Origin of the sequence: Sphingomonas sp. CD22 (genome assembly GCF_034556155.1) — a bacterium.
In the GTDB taxonomy this organism is placed as follows: domain Bacteria; phylum Pseudomonadota; class Alphaproteobacteria; order Sphingomonadales; family Sphingomonadaceae; genus Sphingomonas.
Map to the genome: position 1 here is coordinate 39,236 of NZ_JAYDYX010000007.1, position 17,820 is coordinate 57,055.

General features: G+C 68.7%; 15 protein-coding genes. 8 read left to right on the plus strand and 7 right to left on the minus strand.

Annotated features, from left to right (window positions below; all coding sequences use genetic code 11):
* Nucleotides 1-187: 187 nt before the first annotated feature.
* Together SFC76_RS14160 and SFC76_RS14165 are read right to left on the minus strand one after the other, a co-directional pair.
* Nucleotides 188-1,678, minus strand: a complete 1,491-nt coding sequence (locus SFC76_RS14160; RefSeq protein WP_322850083.1) for a circularly permuted type 2 ATP-grasp protein — start codon at nt 1,676-1,678, stop codon at nt 188-190.
* Nucleotides 1,679-1,927: 249 nt separating this feature from the next.
* Entirely contained in the window at nt 1,928-3,925 is a 1,998-nt protein-coding gene (locus SFC76_RS14165; RefSeq protein ID WP_416222430.1) for a protein-disulfide reductase DsbD family protein, read from the minus strand.
* Between the two features lie 91 nt (nt 3,926-4,016).
* Between SFC76_RS14165 and SFC76_RS14170 the strand changes: the two genes are divergently transcribed.
* The 3 genes from SFC76_RS14170 (at nt 4,017) to SFC76_RS14180 (ending at nt 7,302) form a co-directional block, all read left to right on the plus strand.
* Nucleotides 4,017-5,687: an alkaline phosphatase family protein gene (locus SFC76_RS14170; protein WP_322850085.1), complete on the plus strand. Its 1,671-nt coding sequence runs from the start codon at nt 4,017-4,019 to the stop codon at nt 5,685-5,687.
* 340 nt (nt 5,688-6,027) lie between these two features.
* On the plus strand, nt 6,028-7,080 hold the full coding sequence (locus SFC76_RS14175; RefSeq protein ID WP_322850086.1) for a sialidase family protein: 1,053 nt from the start codon (nt 6,028-6,030) through the stop codon (nt 7,078-7,080).
* Nucleotides 7,081-7,110: 30 nt separating this feature from the next.
* Complete coding sequence (locus tag SFC76_RS14180; protein WP_322850087.1) at nt 7,111-7,302, plus strand: hypothetical protein; 192 nt, start codon at nt 7,111-7,113, stop codon at nt 7,300-7,302.
* A 179-nt stretch (nt 7,303-7,481) separates the two neighbouring features.
* Here the strand turns inward: SFC76_RS14180 and SFC76_RS14185 are convergent, their stop codons facing one another.
* On the minus strand, nt 7,482-8,408 hold the full coding sequence (locus SFC76_RS14185; RefSeq protein WP_322850088.1) for a right-handed parallel beta-helix repeat-containing protein: 927 nt from the start codon (nt 8,406-8,408) through the stop codon (nt 7,482-7,484).
* Nucleotides 8,409-8,569: 161 nt separating this feature from the next.
* Here SFC76_RS14185 and SFC76_RS14190 point away from each other — a divergent pair, with 161 nt between their 5' ends.
* Both SFC76_RS14190 and SFC76_RS14195 read left to right on the plus strand, forming a co-directional pair.
* Nucleotides 8,570-9,778, plus strand: a complete 1,209-nt coding sequence (locus tag SFC76_RS14190; protein WP_322850089.1) for a cation:proton antiporter — start codon at nt 8,570-8,572, stop codon at nt 9,776-9,778.
* A gap of 162 nt (nt 9,779-9,940) precedes the next feature.
* Nucleotides 9,941-10,189 (plus strand): hypothetical protein, encoded by a 249-nt coding sequence (locus tag SFC76_RS14195; RefSeq protein WP_322850090.1) that lies wholly within the window; start codon nt 9,941-9,943, stop codon nt 10,187-10,189.
* A gap of 45 nt (nt 10,190-10,234) precedes the next feature.
* Here the strand turns inward: SFC76_RS14195 and metH are convergent, their stop codons facing one another.
* The 4 genes from metH to SFC76_RS14215 form a co-directional block, all read right to left on the minus strand.
* Nucleotides 10,235-12,907, minus strand: a complete 2,673-nt coding sequence (gene metH / locus SFC76_RS14200) for a methionine synthase (RefSeq protein WP_322850091.1) — start codon at nt 12,905-12,907, stop codon at nt 10,235-10,237.
* Between the two features lie 151 nt (nt 12,908-13,058).
* Nucleotides 13,059-14,105, minus strand: a complete 1,047-nt coding sequence (locus SFC76_RS14205) for a homocysteine S-methyltransferase family protein (RefSeq protein WP_322850092.1) — start codon at nt 14,103-14,105, stop codon at nt 13,059-13,061.
* Nucleotides 14,106-14,254: 149 nt separating this feature from the next.
* Entirely contained in the window at nt 14,255-15,196 is a 942-nt protein-coding gene (gene metF, locus SFC76_RS14210) for a methylenetetrahydrofolate reductase [NAD(P)H] (protein ID WP_322850093.1), read from the minus strand.
* Nucleotides 15,193-16,173 carry a metalloregulator ArsR/SmtB family transcription factor gene (locus SFC76_RS14215; RefSeq protein WP_322850094.1) on the minus strand — a complete coding sequence of 327 codons (981 nt, stop codon included), beginning with the start codon at nt 16,171-16,173 and terminating at the stop codon, nt 15,193-15,195. The genes metF and SFC76_RS14215 overlap by 4 nt, the downstream gene beginning before the upstream one ends.
* Nucleotides 16,174-16,275: 102 nt before the next feature.
* On the opposite strand from SFC76_RS14215, the gene SFC76_RS14220 reads away from it, so the two are divergent.
* The 3 genes from SFC76_RS14220 to SFC76_RS14230 are packed head-to-tail and all read left to right on the plus strand — an operon-like array spanning nt 16,276 to nt 17,782.
* Nucleotides 16,276-16,626 carry a hypothetical protein gene (locus SFC76_RS14220; RefSeq protein WP_322850095.1) on the plus strand — a complete coding sequence of 117 codons (351 nt, stop codon included), beginning with the start codon at nt 16,276-16,278 and terminating at the stop codon, nt 16,624-16,626.
* Nucleotides 16,626-16,838, plus strand: a complete 213-nt coding sequence (locus SFC76_RS14225; protein WP_322850096.1) for a hypothetical protein — start codon at nt 16,626-16,628, stop codon at nt 16,836-16,838. The genes SFC76_RS14220 and SFC76_RS14225 overlap by 1 nt, the downstream gene beginning before the upstream one ends.
* A complete protein-coding gene (locus SFC76_RS14230; RefSeq protein ID WP_322850097.1) occupies nt 16,835-17,782 on the plus strand; it encodes an aldo/keto reductase in 948 nt (315 codons plus the stop codon). Before SFC76_RS14225 ends, SFC76_RS14230 begins: the two co-directional genes overlap by 4 nt.
* Nucleotides 17,783-17,820 lie beyond the last annotated feature (38 nt).

Genomic DNA, 17,820 nt, shown 5'->3' on the forward strand with positions numbered 1-17,820 from the left:
AGCGCCACGTCGGATCGTCCCCCGGACGATCCTCGATCATGCGGGGCATGATCGACCTGACGCTGGGGACCGCGACGCGCAGCGGCGTGGTGGAGGGGGGCTTCCTCATAGAATGGCGCTTGTGGAGCCCCCCCTCCACCAGCTTCGCTGGTCCCCCTCCCCGTGCCGGGGAGGAATTTAGCCGCGTTCATGCCCGGAACCCCTGCGACTGCGTCATCCCGCCCATCGATTGCGTCTGCCGCTGGCCATCCGCCATCAGCACGAAACTGTCCTTCGTGCCGCCGCCCTGGCTCGAATTCACCACCAGCGAGCCTTCCTTGAGCGCCACTCGCGTCAGCCCGCCCGGCACCACCTGCACGCCCTTCGATCCGCTCAACACGAACGGGCGGAAGTCGACGTGGCGCGGGCTGAGCCCGCTGTCCGCCAGCGTCGGCACCGTCGACAGCGCCAGCGTCGGCTGCGCGATATAGCGGTGCGGTTCGGCGATCAGCGCGGCACGGAACGCCTCGATCTCGCCGCGCGATGCGGTCGGCCCGACCAGCATGCCATAGCCGCCCGACCCGTCGACCAGCTTCACCACCACCTCATCGAGATGGTCGAGCACATATTGCAGCGCCTGCGGCTCGCGGCAGCGCCACGTCTCGACATTGGGCAGCTTGGCCTCGCCGCCCGAATAGAAGCGCACGATCTCCGGCATATAGCTATAGATCGCCTTGTCGTCGGCGATGCCGTTGCCGGGCGCGTTGATGATCGCGACGTTGCCCGCCGCATAGGCCGCGATCAGCCCCGGGACGCCGAGCATCGAATCGGCGCGGAAGACCAGGGGATCGAGATAATCGTCGTCGACCCGGCGATAGATCACGTCGACACGCACCCGCCCGGCGATCGTGCGCATCCACACGATATCGTCGTCGACCACCAGATCGGCCGCCTCGACCAGCTCGATCCCCATCGAATCGGCGAGGAAGCTGTGTTCGTAATAAGCCGAATTATAATGGCCCGGCGTCAGCACCACGCACACCGGCCCCGACGAGCCGCCGCGCGGTGCGACCGACTTCATCGTCTCGAGCAACCGGTCGGGATAGCTGTCGACCGGCTCGACGCGATATTCGCGGAATAGCTCGGGGCACAATCGCACCATCGCCTCGCGGTTTTCGAGCATGTAGCTCACCCCCGACGGCGTGCGCGCATTGTCCTCGAGCACGTAGAATTCGTCCGGTCCGGTGCGCACCAGATCGATGCCGCAGATATGCGCCCAGATGCCGTGCGGCGGCCGCATGCCGGCGATTTCGGGGCGGAATTGCGGATTGCCGAGGATCAGATCCTCGGGCAGCACGCCCTCCTTGAGGATGCGCCGCTCGCCATAGATGTCGTCGAGGAAGGCGTTGATCGCCTCGACCCGCTGCACCAATCCTTCGGAAAGCCGCGACCATTCGTCGGCGAGGAAGACGCGCGGCACGATGTCGAACGGGATGATCCGTTCGCGCGTGTCGGTGTCGCCATAAACCGCGAAGGTGATGCCGAGCTGGCGGAAGGTATTCTCCGCCGCCTCCTGCCGCCGGCGCAGCTCGTCGTCGGGCGTATCCTGCAGCCACTGCCCCAGAGCAGCCAGTGCGGAACGCGGCGGCGTGTCGCCGTCCATCCCCATGATCTCATCGAACGCCGGTCGTTTCCCCATCGGAACGGTAAAGCCCTCCGTGTGATGCAAGTTCCATGCTGCGGGGAATCGCCGCGCCGCACAAGAGGGTTGGCAAACCGTTAACCCTCTAAATTCCTCCCCCGCCAGGGGGAGGGGGACCGTTCTGCGCCAGCCGAATGGTGGAGGGGGAGGAAAGGGTGGGAGCCTAGATACCGGGGCTCCCACCCTTTCCTCCCCCTCCGTCACGCCTTCGGCGCGCCACCTCCCCCTTGCGGGGGAGGATTTACGTTACTTCAGCGCCGCCAGCATCCCCGGCGTCAGCACCTGCGGCAGGACGCGGGGTTCCGCCGCACCCGGCGCGTAATAGAGGTACAGCGGCACGCCGGCGCGATTGTGCGCCTGGATGAACCGCCCCAGCGCCGGATCGCCGTCGGTCCAGTCGCCGACCAGCACCGCGACCTTGTTCTTTGCGAACGCCGCGCGCGTCGCCGCGGTGTCGATCGAGGACGCCTCGTTGACCTTGCACGACAGGCACCAGTCGGCGGTGAAATAGGCGAACACCGGCCGCTCCTCCTTGCGCAACGCCGCCAGCCGCGTCTCGCTGAACGCATCGCCGCCGACCGCCGCGGGCTTCGCCGCACCGCCGGTCAGCGCCGCCGCCAGCCCCGCCGGCACCACCAGGGCCGCCAGCGCCAGCGCCCAGCCGAAGCCATGACCGCGCTTCTGCCGCCGCCCGCCGAGGCTCAGCACCACACCGGTGACGACCATCGTCGCGATGCCGATCGCCAGCCCCGTCGCCCCCGCCTGCCGCCACGCCAGCCAAAGCAGCGCCAGCACGGTCAGCGCCATCGGCACCGCCAGCACGCGGCGGAACCGCTCCATCCACAGCCCCGGCCGCGGCAGCCGCCGCCGCAGCGCCGGCACGAAGCCGATCGCGAGGAACGGCAGCGCCAGCCCCAGACCCAGCCCCGCGAACACCGCGAGCGCCGCCGGCCACGGCAGCACCAGCGCCGCGCCCAGCGCCGCACCCATGAACGGACCCGAACACGGTGTCGCGACGAACGCCGCCAGCGCCCCCGTCGCCACCGACCCCGCCGCCCCGCCATGCGACGCGAATTGCGGCACCGGCATCTCGAACCGTCCGGCGAGGTTGAGCGTGATCGCGAAGGTCAGCGCGATCAGCAGCACGACGATCCGCGGGTCCTGCAACTGGAACGCCCAGCCGACCACCGACCCGCCGGCGCGCAACCCGAGGATCAACCCGCCGAGCGCGACGCACATCAGCACCGCACCCAGCATATAGCCCAAAGCATCGATCCGCGCCGCACGCTCGTCCTCGCCGCCACGCGCCAGATGCAGCGCCTTGAGGCTGAGGATCGGGAACACGCAGGGCATGACGTTGAGGATCAGCCCGCCGAGCACCGCGCCCGCGAAGGCGAGCAGCACCGCCGCCCAGCCGCTGCGGTCGCTCGCCTGCGCCACCGTCCCGGCATCGGCGTGGATGCTGAGGCCAAGGTCCGCGCCGATGCGCAGCACGCCGGCGATTGGCCCCTTGGGCGCGCCCTCGGTGGCGATCAGCAGCCGGTCGCCGTCGCGCGTCACCGTCTGCGGCGCGGCATATTTCACCATGTCCGGACCGAACGGGAAGAAGGCGGCATTCTCCACCTTCGCCGCCGCCGGCAACGGCACCGCGATGACGAGCTTGCCGTCCTTGAGCTGATACGTCCCCGCCGCGTCGAGCGGCTTGGGGATCGCGCTGCGCCAGCGGTCGAAATCCGCGCCATGCGACGGCGCGCCGTCGCCGACCGTCAGGTCGAGGGCGAGTTCCTGCTCCTCGGGCACGCAGATCGCATTGGTGCAGACGAGATAGTTGATCGCCAGTTTCACCGGCAGCGCCGTGCCCTGGGCGAGCCCCGCCGGCACCCGCAACGTCACCAGCGGCGCATAAGGCGCCTCGTAGACGTAGTTCATCAGCCCGGCGATCAGCAGCGTCGTCGGCACCGGCCATTGCGGCTCGCCGTCGATCGCCGCGCCCTTCGGCAGGTCCCAGGCGAACGACGGCGCGAAGCCGGCATCGCCGGGATTGCGCCAATAGCCGTGCCAGCCCGGCGCCGGCCGCGTGTCGATCGCCAGCGTCAGCGGCTGGCCGGCGCGCGGGGTATCGCTCTCCGCGACCAGCCGCATGGCGAGATGCTTCGGCCCGCCCGCCGGCGCGAGGTCCGCCTGCGCGTGATTTGCCCACAGCATCGCCGTCAGCGTCATCAGCGCGCAACACAGCACGCGCATCGCTCCATCGGCGGCGCGCCGCCCGACCCTAGTTGCCCGATCCATCGCCCACCGCCATAGCGGTGTCGGCCCCGTAAAACGAGTGTTCCCGATGAAAGCGCTGATCGCCGCCGCCCTGCTCGCCTCCGCCGCAGCCGCAGCCCCCGCCGCCGCCCAACAGGCCCCCGCCCCCGCGCCGCCAGCACCCGCTCCGGCGACCACCCCGGCACCGGCGCCGACCACGCCGCCGCGGCTGATCGTTGCGATCTCGGTCGACCAGTTTTCCGCCGATCTGTTCCAGCAATATCGCAACCATTTCACCGGCGGCTTCGCGCGACTGCTGACCGGCGCGGTCTTCCCCTCGGGCTATCAGAGCCATGCCGCGACCGAGACCTGCCCGGGCCATTCGACGATCCTCACCGGCATGCGCCCGACGCACACCGGCATCGTCGCGAACAACTGGATCGACCAGTCGATCGCCCGGCCGGACAAGACCGTCTATTGCACCGAGGACGAAACCGTCGCCGGCACCGATCACAACAATTACGTCGTCAGCGACAAGCATCTCAAGGTGCCGACGCTCGGCGAGATGATGAAAGCGGCGCGCCCCGCCACCCGCGTCGTCTCGGTCGCGGGCAAGGATCGCGCCGCGGTGATGATGGGCGGCCACAAGGTCGACGAACTCTGGTGGTGGGACGGCAAGACCTATGCGACCTACGCCGGCCGCGCCGTGCCGCGCGCGGTGCAGCGCGGTCGCGACGCGGTCGCCGCGCTGATCGCCAAGCCGCAGGAGGCGCTGCCGCTCCCCGCTTTCTGCCAGCCGCTCAACCGGCCGATCACCGTCGCCGGCACCGTCTACGGCCAGGGCCGGTTCGAACGCGCCGCGGGCGACCTCAAGGCGTTCCGCGCCTCGCCCGCCAGCGACGCCGCGGTCTTCGCGATCGCCGCCGGGCTGATCCAGGACATGAAGCTGGGTCAGGGCCAGACCACCGACATCATCGACATCGGCGCCTCCGCGACCGATTATATCGGCCATTCGCTCGGCACGCAGGGTACCGAGATGTGCATCCAGATGGACCAGCTCGACCAGACGCTCGCGAGCTTCTTCGCCGCGCTCGACAGTTGGAACCTCGATTACGAGGTGGTGCTGACCGCCGACCACGGCGCGCACGACATGACCGAGCGGCAGCAGCAGCATGCGATGCCGATGGACGCGCACGTCTCCGCCGACGCCTCGATCAAGGCGGTCGACGCCGCGGTATCGGCGGCGCTCGGCCTCAAGGGGCCGGTGCTGGTCGGGGCCGAGGGCGACGTCTATCTCGCCAGGAGCCTGTCGCCCGCCAACCGCGCCCGCGTGCTGGCGGAGGCGCAGAAGCGCTTCGCCGCGCAGCCGCAGGTCGCCGCCGCCTTCACCAAGGCGCAGATCGCCGCCCAGCCGCTCGCCACCACGCCGCCGGAGACCTGGACGCTGCTCGAACGCGCCCGCGCCTCGTTCGACCCGCAGGTGTCGGGCGACCTGCTCGTCCTGCTCAAGCCGCGCATCACCACGATCGAATCGCCCGGCCCCGGCTATGTCGAGACGCACGGCTCCCCCTGGGACTATGACCGCCGCGTCCCGATCCTGTTCTGGCGCCGAAATATGCCCGGCTTCGAACAACCGCTGTCGGTCGAAACCGTCGACATCGCCCCGACGCTGGCAGCGACGATCGGCCTGCCGGTCAAGGGCCTCGACGGCCGCTGCCTCGACCTCGACCCCGGCGCAGGAGACACCTGCGCGCGGTGAGCCGCACCCGGAGGCTGCGGTGGAAGCCCCGCGAAACACCGATGTATCCCGGCGAAGGCCGGAGCCCAGTTGGGAAAGCCGCTGTGAGGTATCAAAAACCTCCGCCCACCTGGGCTCCGGCCTCCGCCGGGGTACATTCAAGTGCGGGGCAGACCGTCTTTCGCGACCTAGGGGGTATGAGGCCACTTTCCAGCCCGCCCCAAAACCGTTGGCCCTGAGCCTGTCGAAGGGCAGGTGGGTCCCACCCCCACCTCATCACGCCCCACCCGATCGACGGCCGAAAACGCACCCGCCATCGACAAACCATGACCCCCGCAGCCGAACGGCGTAAAACCCCGCCATGCTCCTTGCTCTCGCCGCCTCGCTCATCGCCACCGCCGCCACCGCCACGCCAATCCTGCGCAGCGAGTTCATCGATCCCGCGCCGCCCTATCCACAGGCGCACGCCTCGACATTGGTCGCGCTTCCCGATGGCGGGATCGCCGCCGCCTGGTTCGGCGGCAGCGGCGAGAGCCGGCCCGATGTCACCATCTGGTTCGCCCGCCACGACCGGTCCGGCTGGCACAAGCCGGTCAGCGTCGCCGACGGCCGTACCGCCGACGGTCGGCGCTTCCCGACCTGGAACCCGGTGCTGTTCCAGCCCGCGGGCCAGCCGCTCCACTTGTTCTACAAAGTCGGGCCGAACCCGCGCGAATGGTGGGGGATGGTGATCGTCTCCAGCGACGGCGGCCGGCATTGGAGCGCGCCGCGCCGCCTGCCCGACGGCACGCTAGGCCCGATCAAGAACAAGCCGGTGGTGACGCCCGGGGGCGCCTGGCTCGCCCCGTCCAGCCGCGAGGAGGGCACGCCCGAACACAATCGCTGGTTCATCCGCATGGAGCGCTCCGCCGATGCCGGACGGACGTGGCAGGTCGAACCGGCCATCCCCTCGCCGATGGGGATCGAGGCGATCCAGCCGAGCGTCCTTACCTTTCCCGATCGTCGCCTCGAACTCGTCGCGCGCACGCGGCAGGGCGCGCTGGCGATGAGCTGGTCGCGCGACGACGGCCGCAGCTGGTCGCCGCTCGCCGCGATCGACCTGCCCAATCCCAATGCCGGCACCGATGCGGTGACGCTCGCCGACGGCCGGCAGCTGATCGTCTACAACCACAGCGCGCATTGGCCCGACCGGCCCGGCGACGGCCCGCGCTATCCGCTCGACGTCGCACTCTCCGACGACGGCATCCGCTGGCATCACGTGCTGACGCTGGAAAGCAAACCGCGCCCCGACGGCTATGCCTATCCCGCGGTCATCCAGACCCGAGACGGCCTGGTCCACGTCAGCTACACCTGGAACCGCACCCGCATCCGCCATGTCGTGATCGATCCGCGGCGGCTGCCCCGTACCGATTGAACGCCACCGCAGTCCGATCGTTGAGCCGGCATGGAACCCCCAGCCCTCCCCCATCGCCCCGCCGTCCAGCGCGCCGCGATCGCGCTCCGCATCGGCAAGCGCAGCCGGCTGCGCGCCGAGCTGACGATGACGCCGGGCGGCTTGCTATCGGTCGGCGCGCTGGTGTCGTCGATTTTGCTCTCGACCGCGGTGATCGTCCGCGCCGCGCGCCGCGACCGCTAGGGCGGATCGACGTTCAGGCCAATTCCTCCCCCGCCAGGGGGAGGTGGCGCGGCGAAGCCGTGACGGAGGGGGAGGTAGGTGACACGTCTGTTCCGTGTCCTCCCCCTCCGTCATGCCTTCGGCCTGCCACCTCCCCCTGGCGGGGGAGGAATTTCAGTAGCCACCGATCCCCTCGACGCTCACCGCGTCTCGAACATCCGTATTCCCGGCCCCAGCCGGTTCGCGCCCACCGCCAGCCGCTCGTGGCTGAGGTCGGCGACGAACGCCGGGTTGCCCGGTGCGCCCGGCGCCAGCCGCGCGTCATTGTCCTCGATGCGCAGCCCTGCCGACGGATAGGTCTTCGCCTCCGCCGCCACCACGATCAGCCCGCTGCTATTCTCCTTGCCGCGCCCCTGGACGAAGCCGTTGCGCGCGATCAGCCCGCGCGCGCCCTCGGGCAGGTCGATCATGTAATTGGTCTTCCGCCCGGCGGTATCGTCGAAGCTGTTGTCGGTGATGACGACGTTGGGCACGCGCAGCTTGACGTAATGGCCGCCGGTGCCGCGTTCGAAGCGCGAGCGGGTGATCGTCACCTGCCCGCGATTGGCGAGATAGATCGCATGCGAGCAATTGACCGCCTCGTCGCACTGGCCGAGCCCCGCGAAGGTCGAACGGTCGATGCTGATCCGCTGCCCCGTCGGCTCGCCGCCCAGGATGCCCTCCTGACTGTCGAGGAACATCGCGTTGGTGACGGTCAGGTCGCCCATCTCGGTACGGATGCCCGCGCCATTGCCGTCGGCCACGCGATAGCCGCGGAACACCAGCCCATCGACCACCGATCCCTGCCCGCGCAGCACCAGCGCCGCTTTGTCCTCGCACGTCTCCTTCTCGAAGATCGCGGTGCCCGGCGTCACCGCCTGGAAGGTGATGCGGCCGCCCTGCTGCACCGCGCATTGCCGGTAGACGCCGGGGGCGATGCGGATCGTCGCGGTCCCCATCCGCACCGACGACACCGCCGCCTGCAGATCGTCGAAGCCCTGCCCCGTTTCGGCGATGGTGAACGGCTTGCCCGATTGGGCGGAGGCCGGGGCGGCGAGCAGCGCGAGCGCGAGGATCATGCGGGTCATCGCCGCATCCTATCGCCTGAAGCGCGCCGCCGCCGCTGCGATCCGCACGCCCGCCTGTCCCGGAATGACCCGCGACTTCGCAATGATTGCGGTCCCAGCCGCGGATCGGCTATCGCCGCCGTAACGATAAGGCGATCGGGGGATCGCCGCGGGAGGATCGAATGCACGCCATGTCACCGACGGAGGTCTTCCTCCTCGCGATCCTCATCATCTTCACCTTGCCGTGGCTGGTCTGGCGGGTCGGGCGCACCGATTATTGGGCGCCGTTGGTCGTCGTGCAGATCATCGGCGGCATCCTGCTCGGGCCGGGTGTGCTCGGCGCGCTCTTCCCGGACTATTACGCCTTCGTGTTCACCGCGCCGACGATGGGCGCGCTGAACGGCATCGCCTGGTGGTCGGTGATGCTGTTCGTCTGGGTCGCGGGGCTCGAACTCGACCTCGGCGAGGCGTGGCGGCGGCGGCGCGAGACCGGGGTCACCGCCGGGCTCGCGCTCGGCGTGCCGCTGGTCGCGGGCAGCGTCGCGGCGCTGATCATGCTCCGCTATCCCGGCTGGCGCGGCGTGGCGGGCGCTGAATGGCAGGTGGTGCTCGGCATCGGCATGGCCTGCGCGGTCACCGCCTTGCCGATCCTCGTGCTGCTGATGGAGAAGCTCGACGTCCTGCGCGCCCCGCTCGGCCAGCGCGTGCTCCGCTACGCCAGCCTCGACGATATCGCGATCTGGGGCGTGCTCGCGCTGATCCTGCTCGATTGGGAGCGGGTCGGGCGGCAGGGCGGCTTCCTCGTCGGCTTCGCGCTCGCCACCTGGGCGATCCGCAAGCTGCTGCGCACGCTCGGCGAGAACGACCGCTGGTACGTCGGGCTGATCTGGCTGGCGTTGTGCGGCTTCGCGGCGGACTGGGCGGGGCTGCACTTCATGGTCGGCGCCTTCCTGGCGGGCGCGGTGCTCGATGCGCATTGGTTCGGCGAGGCGCGGATGGACCGCTTCCGCCAGACCATCCTGCTCGCGGTGATGCCGGTCTATTTCCTCTCCACCGGGCTCAAGACGCAATGGGGCATGGGCGGTTCGGCGGTGTTCGCCGCCGCCGCGCTGCTGCTCGCCGCCTCGGTCGGCGGCAAGCTCGCCGGCATCCATCTCGCCGGCCGCATCCTCAAATGGCCGAAAGGCGACGCCCGCGCGATCGGCTGGCTGCTCCAGACCAAGGCGCTGATCATGATCATCTTCGTCAACATCCTGTTGGACAAGAAGATCATCACCAACGAGACGTTCACCGCGCTGCTGCTGATGGCGGTGGCGAGCACGATGATGACGATCCCGATCGTCGCCCCGATGCTCAAGCGCGATCCGGCGCTGAAGACGCGCGGGTTCTGACCGGCGAGCCGCCACGAAACGGCGCGTCGCGCCGATGCGTGGTGGCGTCCACCAACCGCCTCGTTTGAAAATCCAATGAATACAGTTCAACGGTGTATGGCACGACTAATGCACTGCCGCTGATGCCGCCACCTGGTGCGGCATCATCAGCAAGAGGCCATCATGTCTGCCATCCTCCGTACCGCCGCCGCCCTGTGCGCCACAATGGCCGTCGCCGCCGGCCCGGCGTTCGCCGCCAAGAAACCGCCGGTCGTCATCGTTCCCGCGCACGTCATCGCCGACCCGGCTGCCAAAATCTGCATGCCGCGCAGCACCAGCCCGTTGATCGCAAAGGACAAATCTTTGCCGGAGACGCTGTGCGAGACGGTCGCGGCCTGGGCGGCGCACGGCGTCACGATCCGCGCGCGATAAGTGGAGGGGTGGCCGGCGCGGATCATGCCCGCGCCGCGCCGCCCTTTAGTCGAGGTTCGGCCGCAACCAGCGCTCCGCCTGTGCGATATCCACGCCGCGCCGCGCGGCATAATCGGCCACCTGATCCTGCCCGATCCGCGCGACGCCGAAATATTCCGACTGCGCATGGCCGAAGTAGAAGCCGCTCACCGCCGCGGTCGGCAGCATCGCGAAGCTCTCGGTCAGCTCCAGCCCGGCATTGCCCTCGACGTCGAGCATGTCGAACAGCATCCGCTTGAGGCTGTGCTCGGGGCAGGCGGGATAGCCCGGCGCCGGCCGGATGCCGCGATATTGCTCGCGCACCAGCGCCTCGTTGGTGAGCTGCTCGTCCGGCGCATAGCCCCACAGGTCGCGGCGGACATGCGCGTGCAGCGCCTCGGCGAACGCCTCCGCGAGGCGATCCGCCAGCGCCTTCAGCAGGATGTCGTTGTAATCGTCGTGGTCCGCCTTGAAGCGGGCGATATGCGCGTCGATGCCGTGGATGCCGACCGCGAAGCCGCCCATCCAGTCGCCCGCCGGATCGATGAAATCGGCGAGGCACATATTGGCCCGCCCCTCGCGCTTGGCGATCTGCTGGCGCAGGAACGGCAGCCGCACGCTCGCCTCGTGCGTGCGGTCGAGATTGGGGATGTGGAAGCCTTCGGGAATGCTCGCGCCGTCGGGGCTGCGATGCGACTCGCGATGCTCGGTATGGACCCAGACGTCGTCGTCGTGGCGATGGCACGCCCACAGCCCGGCGACGCCCTTCGCGGTCAGCCATTTCTCCGCGATGATCCGGTCGAGCATCGCCTGCGCGTCCTCGTAAAGGCCGGTCGCGCTGGTGCCGACCACCTCGTCGGTGAGGATCGCCGGGAAATTGCCGGCAAGCTCCCAGGCGCGGAAGAACGGCGTCCAGTCGATATAGTGACGCAGGTCGGCAAGGTCCCAATCGTCGAACACGTGGATGCCGGGCTTGGCGACCGGCGGCGCCTTGAGCGCCATGTCCGCGGCGAAGCCACGCTTGCGCGCCTCGGCGAGCGGCAGCAGGTCGTTCTGACCCTTGCTCGCACGCGCCACCCGCACCTTCTCGTAATCCTCGGCGACGCTCGCGACATAGGCGTCGCGCTGCGTGTCCGACACCAAAGTGGTCGCGACGCCGACCGCGCGACTGGCGTCGAGCACATGGACGATCGGCCCGTCATAGGCGGGCGAGATGCGCAACGCGGTATGCACCTTCGACGTCGTCGCGCCGCCGATCAGCAGCGGCATCGTCATGCCGGCGCGCTTCATCTCCTCGGCGACGGTCACCATCTCGTCGAGGCTCGGGGTGATGAGGCCCGACAGGCCGATCATGTCGGCGTCATTCTCGTTCGCCGCCGCGATGATCTTCGTCCACGGTACCATCACGCCGAGATCGACCACGTCGAAGCCGTTGCACTGGAGCACGACGCCGACGATATTCTTGCCGATATCGTGGACGTCGCCCTTCACCGTCGCCATGACGATCTTGCCCTTGCCCTTGGCGCCGGGCTCCTTGGCGGCCTCGATGAACGGCAGCAGATGCGCCACCGCCTTCTTCATCACCCGCGCGCTCTTCACCACCTGCGGCAGGAACATCTTGCCCGATCCGAACAGGTCGCCGACGACGTTCATCCCGTCCATCAGCGGTCCCTCGATTACTTCGATCGGACGCGCGAACTGCTGGCGGCATTCCTCGGTATCGTCGACGACATGCGCGTCGATGCCCTTGACCAGCGCATATTCCAGCCGCTTGGTGACGGGGAGCGAGCGCCATTCCGCCGCCGCTTTCTCCGCGACCGCATCGGTGCCGCGATACCGTTCCGCCAGCGCGACCAGCCGGTCGCCCGCCTCGGGATCGCGGTTGAGGATGACGTCCTCGCACGCGGTGCGCAATTCGGGGTCGATCGTGTCGTAGACGTCGAGCTGGCCGGCGTTGACGATCGCCATGTCCATCCCCGCGGGGATCGCGTGGTAGAGGAAGATCGAGTGCATCGCGCGCCGCACCGGCTCGTTGCCGCGGAAGCTGAACGACAGGTTCGACAGGCCGCCCGAGATGTGGACGTGCGGGCAGCGCGCCTTGATCTCGCGGCACGCCTCGATGAAGTCGACGCCGTAATTGTTATGCTCCTCGATCCCCGTCGCGACCGCGAAGACGTTGGGATCGAAGATGATATCCTCGGGCGGAAAGCCGATGCCCATCAACAGCTCATAGGCGCGCGAGCAGATCTCGACCTTGCGCGCCTTGGTGTCCGCCTGCCCGACCTCGTCGAACGCCATGACGACCACCGCCGCGCCATAGGCCATGCACTTGCGCGCATAATGCAGGAACGCCTCCTCGCCTTCCTTCATGCTGATCGAATTGACGATCGGCTTGCCCGAGACGCATTTCAGCCCCGCCTCGATCACGTCCCACTTGGACGAATCGACCATCACCGGGATGCGCGCGATATCGGGTTCGGCCTGGATCAGCTTGAGGAAGGTCGTCATCGCCTCGTGCGCGTCGAGCAGGCCCTCGTCCATGTTGACGTCGAGCACCTGCGCGCCCGCCTCGACCTGCTGCAGCGCCACCGCCACCGCAGCCGGATAGTCGCCGGCCATCACCAGCTTCTTGAAGCGCGCCGAGCCGGTGACGTTGGTGCGCTCGCCGATATTGACGAACTGGGCGGAGGAAATGGTCATCGGTTTCTCTCAATTCCTCCCCGGCACGGGGAGGGGGACCGCTCGGCGTAGCCGAGGGGTGGAGGGGGCTCTCCACCAGCGCTGTCGTTCGTGGAGAGCCCCCTCCACCAGCCTGCGGCTGGTCCCCCTCCCCGTTCCGGGGAGGAGCTTTTTATGCCGCCATCGTGAACGGCTCGAGTCCCGCCAGCCGCGTCCGCACCGGCGCCACCGGCACCGGCCGCGGCGTCACGCCCTGCGCCATCTCGGCGATCGCCGCGATATGCGCCGGCGTCGAACCGCAGCAGCCGCCGAGCACGTTGACCTGCCCCGCCTTCGCCCATTCGCCGACCAGCCCAGCGGTGGTCGCCGGCTGTTCGTCATAGGCGCCCAGTTCGTTGGGCAGGCCGGCATTGGGATAGATCATGATCAGCGTGTCGCAGATCTCGCTCAGCGTCTTCACATGCGGCCGCAACTGCTCCGCGCCGAACGAGCAATTGAGCCCGATCGTCAACGGCCGCGCATGGCGCACCGCATGCCAGAACGCCTCGACGGTATGGCCCGACAGGTTGCGTCCCGACAGGTCGGTCAGCGTCATCGACATCATGATCGGCAGGTCGCGCCCCAGCGCGTCGCCCGCCTCCAGCGCCGCCATGATCCCCGCCTTGGCGTTGAGCGTGTCGAACACCGTCTCGATCAGGATGAAGTCGGCGCCGCCCTCGACCAGGGCATCGATCTGCTCGCGATACACGTCCTTCAGATAGTCGAAGTCGATTTCGCGATAGCCGGGATCGTTGACGTCGGGGGACAGCGACAGCGTCTTGTTGGTCGGCCCGATCGCCCCGGCGACGAAGCGCGGGCGCCCATCCTTCGCCTGGAATTCATCGGCGACCCGCCGCGCCATCCTCGCGCTCTCGACGTTGATCTCGCGGACCAGATGCTCGGCGCCGTAATCGGCCTGGCTGATCCGGTTGGCGGAGAAGGTGTTGGTCTCGGCGATATCCGCCCCGGCCGCGAAATATGCGCGGTGGATCGACTCCGGCACCTCGGGCTTGGTCAGCGCGAGGATGTCGTTATTGCCCTTCTGGTCGTGGGTGAGCCCGAGCGTGCCGGCATAATCCGCCTCGGACAGCTTCCAATTCTGGATCTCGGTCCCGAACGCCCCGTCGGTGATCAGGATACGCTTGGCGGCTTCGCCGAGGAATGTGTCGCGTATGGTCATGTCACTTCCAATTCCGCCCCGGCACGGGGAGGGGGACCGCTCGGCGGTAGCCGAGGGGTGGAGGGGGCTCTCCACAAACGGTGTCGCCGGTGGAGAGCCCCCTCCACCAGCCTGCGGCTGGTCCCCTCCCCGTGCGGGGGAGGAATTGTTCACGCCGCCGCCACGTTCGCCACCGGCTTCGATCGCACCCCCAGCAGGTGGCAGATCGCGAACGCCAGTTCCGCCCGGTTGAGCGTATAGAAATGCAGCGACTTCACCCCGCCGGCGTACAATTTGCGGCTGAGTTCCGCCGCCAGCGTCGCCGCGATCAACTGCCGCGAAGCCGGATGATCCTCCAGCCCGTCGAACAGCCGCGCCATCCACGCCGGCACCTCGGTGCCGCACATCTTGCTCATCCGCACGACGCTGGCGAAATTGGTCACCGGCATGATTCCCGGCACGATCTCGGCATCGATCCCCGCCGCCGCGAGCCTGTCGCGATAGCGGAAGAAGGTTTCGGGTTCGTGGAAGAATTGCGTGATCGCGCGGGTCGCGCCGGCGTCGAACTTCGCCTTCAGATTGTCGATGTCCGCCGCCATGTCGGGCGAATCCGGGTGGCGCTCGGGATAGGCCGCCACCGAAATCTCGAACGGGTGCAGACGCTTGAGCCCTGCGACCAAGGCCGCCGCATTCTCATAGCCGCCCGGATGGCTGGCGAATTTGGCACCGGCCGCGGGCGGATCGCCACGCAGCGCGACGATGTGGCGCACGCCCGCCGCCCAATATTCCTCTGCGACAGAATCGATCTCCGCCTTGGTCGCCTCGACGCAGGTCAGATGCGCCGCCGCCGCGAGGCTCGTCTCGCGCTGGATGCGCGCCACCGTCGCGTGCGTCCGCTCGCGCGTCGAGCCGCCCGCGCCATAGGTCACCGAGACGAAGCTCGGGCCGAGCGGCTCCAGCGTCCGCACCGCATCCCAGAGCTGCTCCTCCATCTTCTCGTTCTTCGGCGGGAAGAATTCGAACGAAACGTCGATATCCCCCGCCACGTCCGCATACAGCGGCGCCTTCAGCGCGATCTGCGCCTCTTCGAGCTGGTTCACCGAAATCGTCATGCCGCCCCAACCTTTTTCCCGACCTTCGTCATAGGCACCTCACGCAGGCTCGCACCCGATTTGCGTCCGAGCCACAATGTCACAGTCAGTTCGCCGCCCTTCAGCGTCTCGGTCCGTGCGAGCGCGAGCCCGGCATTGCCGAACCAGCCCGCGATCTGGTCGTCGGCGAAGCCCAGCCGGGTATGCGCGTCGCGCGTCCGCAAATCCTCGCGATCGTGCGGCGCGAAGTCGACGATCAGCAGCCGCCCGCCCTGCCCCAGCACGCGCGCCGCCTCGGCGATCGCCGCGCCGGGCTGCTGCGCGAAATGCAGCACGTGGTGCAGGATCGCGACATCCGCCGCGCCGTCCGCCATCGGCAGCGCGTACAGGTCCGCCTGGCGCAACTCCGTATTGGCACGGTCGTGCAATTTGGCACGTGCCAGCCGCAGCATCTCAGACGACCGGTCGATGCCGAGCGCGCTCTCCGCCTGGTCGCCGAACAATTCGAGCATCCGCCCGGTACCGGTGCCGATGTCGATCAGGCTGCCGAGCGGGCCGTCGCCCAGCACCTGCGCCATCGCCGCCTCGACCTCGCTCTCGGCGATATGGAGCGAGCGGATCGCATCCCATTCGTCCGCATGGCCTTCGAACCATTGCGCCGCGCTCGCCGCGCGATCGGCGCGCACCGCGGCGAGCCGCGCGGCGTCGGCGACCGCCCAATGATCGGGCTCGCTCTTCTGCCACTGGTCGATCGCCACCGCGACCGGCCCGGTCGCCGCGGCGCGACCGAGCGCGACGAACACCCAGCTGCTCTCCTTGCGGCGTTCGGCTAGGCCGGCGTCGCAGAGGATCTTGACGTGCCGGCTGACCCGCGGCTGGCTCTGCCCCAGCACCTGCGCCAGCTCGCCCACCGACAGCTCCATCGTGCGTAGCAGCGAGAAGATGCGCAGCCGCGTGGCGTCGGCTAAGGCACGGAAGATATCGAGCGCGAGGGTCATGTCGCATCAACATATAAAGATATCTTTATATGCGGTCAACGCGGACCCGAAGCGCGCGACCCGCGTTTGCGCGAGGTTAGTGAACTTACCGGGAGATTATCGATGAAGCGCCTGCTGATCCTCGCCGCCCCGCCCATGCTTCTTGGGGCAATCGGCCTCGCCGCGTGCAGCCAGAACTCGCAGAACGAGACCGCGGAAGCCGCCAACTCGATCGCCGCCGACACCGAGGCGACGACCCGCAATGCGGTCAGCGACGTCGACGCCGCCACCGACCGCGCCTTCGGCTCGGCCGAGCGCCACATCGACAATGCCGGCGACCATCTCGACAACGCCGCCGCCCATGCCGACGATCACCTCGACCGCGCCGGCGATGCGATCAGCAACGGTGCCGACCGCGCCGCCGACGCCACCGGCAATGCGCTCGAGCGGGCCGGCCGCTCGCTGAAGAACTGATGCCGCGGGGGGACGATCGCCGGCCGCGCCTGCTGGCGGCGGCCGTCCTCCCCTTGGCGCTGCTCGCCGCCTGTTCGCGCGGCGGTGGCGACGATCCCGGCGCGGTCAGCGCTGACGAAGCCGCCCAGCTCAACGACGCCGCCGCGATGCTCGACGCCAACAGCATCGACCTCGACGCCGTCACCTCCAACGACACGGACGCCCAGCCATGACCCTGCGCCGCTTAGGCTCGACCGATCTCCGCATCGCCCCGCTCGTCCTCGGCGGCAACGTCTTCGGCTGGACCGCCGACCGTGCCGCGAGCTTCGCCGTGCTCGACGCCTTCGTCGCCGGCGGCGGCACGATGATCGACACCGCCGACGTCTATTCGGCCTGGGTCGACGGCCATCAAGGCGGCGAGTCGGAGACGATGATCGGCGAATGGCTGAAGGCGAGCGGCAAGCGCGATTCGGTGCTGATCGCGACCAAGGTCGGCATGCTTCCCGGCGAAGGTGGCGAGAAGCTCGCCCCCGCCCGCATCGCCGCCGCCGCCGAAGCCTCGCTCAAGCGACTCGGCAGCGACCGCATCGACCTCTATTACGCGCATCAGGACGATGAAGGCGTGCCGCAGGAGGCGGTACTCGAAGCCTTCGGCAGGCTGGTCGACGCCGGCAAGGTCCGCGTCATCGGCGCCTCCAACTACCATGCCGCCCGGCTGAAGTCGGCGATCGACGCCGCCAAGGCGCACGATCTGCCGCGCTATCACGTGCTCCAGCCCGAATATAACCTCGTCAGCCGCCACAAGTTCGAGGGCGAGTTGCAGGATTATTGCGTCACCGAAAACATCGGCGTCCTGCCTTATTACGGCCTCGCCTCCGGCTTCCTCACCGGCAAATACCGCAGCAAGGACGACCTCGGCCAGAGCGTCCGCGGTGGCCGCATGACCGAGCTGCTCGACGGCAAGGGCGCCGACGTCCTCGCGGCGATGGACGGCATTGCGGAGGAGACCGGCGCCAGCCACGCGCAGATCGCCCTGGCATGGCTGATCGCGCAGCCGGGCGTCACCGCACCGATCGCCAGCGCGACTAAGGTGGCGCAGTTGGAAGACCTGCTCCCGGCGATGGAACTGGAGCTCAGCAAGGATCAACTCGAACGCCTGACCAACGCCGGCGCCTGACACACTTGCGCAAGCCGGGCGCCGAGGCTGTCCTACAT

Bases quoted from the DNA above. Each gene is read 5' to 3' on its own strand.
- SFC76_RS14160 (WP_322850083.1), bottom strand. From the start codon at position 1,678: ATGGGGAAACGACCGGCGTTCGATGAGATCATGGGGATGGACGGCGAC.
- SFC76_RS14165 (WP_416222430.1), bottom strand. From the start codon at position 3,925: ATGCGCGTGCTGTGTTGCGCGCTGATGACGCTGACGGCGATGCTGTGG.
- SFC76_RS14170 (WP_322850085.1), top strand. From the start codon at position 4,017: ATGAAAGCGCTGATCGCCGCCGCCCTGCTCGCCTCCGCCGCAGCCGCA.
- SFC76_RS14175 (WP_322850086.1), top strand. From the start codon at position 6,028: ATGCTCCTTGCTCTCGCCGCCTCGCTCATCGCCACCGCCGCCACCGCC.
- SFC76_RS14180 (WP_322850087.1), top strand. From the start codon at position 7,111: ATGGAACCCCCAGCCCTCCCCCATCGCCCCGCCGTCCAGCGCGCCGCG.
- SFC76_RS14185 (WP_322850088.1), bottom strand. From the start codon at position 8,408: ATGACCCGCATGATCCTCGCGCTCGCGCTGCTCGCCGCCCCGGCCTCC.
- SFC76_RS14190 (WP_322850089.1), top strand. From the start codon at position 8,570: ATGCACGCCATGTCACCGACGGAGGTCTTCCTCCTCGCGATCCTCATC.
- SFC76_RS14195 (WP_322850090.1), top strand. From the start codon at position 9,941: ATGTCTGCCATCCTCCGTACCGCCGCCGCCCTGTGCGCCACAATGGCC.
- metH (WP_322850091.1), bottom strand. From the start codon at position 12,907: ATGACCATTTCCTCCGCCCAGTTCGTCAATATCGGCGAGCGCACCAAC.
- SFC76_RS14205 (WP_322850092.1), bottom strand. From the start codon at position 14,105: ATGACCATACGCGACACATTCCTCGGCGAAGCCGCCAAGCGTATCCTG.
- metF (WP_322850093.1), bottom strand. From the start codon at position 15,196: ATGACGATTTCGGTGAACCAGCTCGAAGAGGCGCAGATCGCGCTGAAG.
- SFC76_RS14215 (WP_322850094.1), bottom strand. From the start codon at position 16,173: ATGACCCTCGCGCTCGATATCTTCCGTGCCTTAGCCGACGCCACGCGG.
- SFC76_RS14220 (WP_322850095.1), top strand. From the start codon at position 16,276: ATGAAGCGCCTGCTGATCCTCGCCGCCCCGCCCATGCTTCTTGGGGCA.
- SFC76_RS14225 (WP_322850096.1), top strand. From the start codon at position 16,626: ATGCCGCGGGGGGACGATCGCCGGCCGCGCCTGCTGGCGGCGGCCGTC.
- SFC76_RS14230 (WP_322850097.1), top strand. From the start codon at position 16,835: ATGACCCTGCGCCGCTTAGGCTCGACCGATCTCCGCATCGCCCCGCTC.